Consider the following 726-nt stretch of genomic DNA (forward strand, 5'->3'; position numbering starts at 1 on the left):
CAACGCCAGATAGCCGGCGTAGGTGATGTCGCTGGATTGGGTCATGCCCGCCTATCGCCCGCGATGGCGGGCGGTGCAAGCTTAGTGCTGGCCTTGGGCCGAGACGTTGGCGGCGATCTGACGGCCGGCGTCGAAGGCGTCGCGGGCGCCTTTGTAGATGAAGCCGTAGGTCGGATAGACCGTGGTGCCCAGGTCGTTGATCGGATTGTACCAGACCTTGACCTGCGACCAGTCGTTGGCGGGCGAGACGTCGACGACGGTGACGTTCTCCTCGACCTTGCCGCGGCTGCCGCCCCAATTGGCGTGGGTCACGCGAACCACGCGGTCGGTCAGGATGTCGGAGACGACGGCGACGTGGCCCCGGCTCATGCGGCCCTCGGGGCGGAAGACCAGGACCGAGCCGGTCTCAGGCGCCTTGCCGGTGCGGAAGTTGGCGGTGGCCTGGCGCCACCAGGTCCAGGCGTCGCCGAAGATGTTGATGCCCGAGAACATCCGGGCGAAGGTCACGCACTGCCAATACGGCTCATCGGCCTTAGCGGTGGACGGGACGGCCCCCAGCGCGAAAAAACCGAGGGTCGCCGCAACCGCGGCGGCTTTGAGCCGTTTCGTCATGCTTAGGGTATCCCGACCCGTCTACGAGGCACCCTTTAGGCCACGGGATCACGGCCGGTAGCAAGTTGTTTCGGCATATCGTCGTGCGGCCTGTTGTGGATTGCGCTGTGGGCT

The 726-nt window shown here is 66.0% G+C and carries 1 protein-coding gene; it reads right to left on the reverse strand.

Annotation, left to right across the window (positions count from 1 at the left end):
- Positions 1 to 81 precede the first annotated feature (81 nt).
- Complete coding sequence (locus CVH10_RS16855) at positions 82 to 612, reverse strand: CHAP domain-containing protein (protein WP_106489324.1); 531 nt, start codon at positions 610 to 612, stop codon at positions 82 to 84.
- Positions 613 to 726: the final 114 nt, after the last annotated feature.

It is taken from the genome of Halomonas sp. ND22Bw (genome assembly GCF_003011945.1).
GTDB classification, from domain to species: Bacteria; Pseudomonadota; Gammaproteobacteria; order Pseudomonadales; family Halomonadaceae; genus Halomonas; species Halomonas halophila.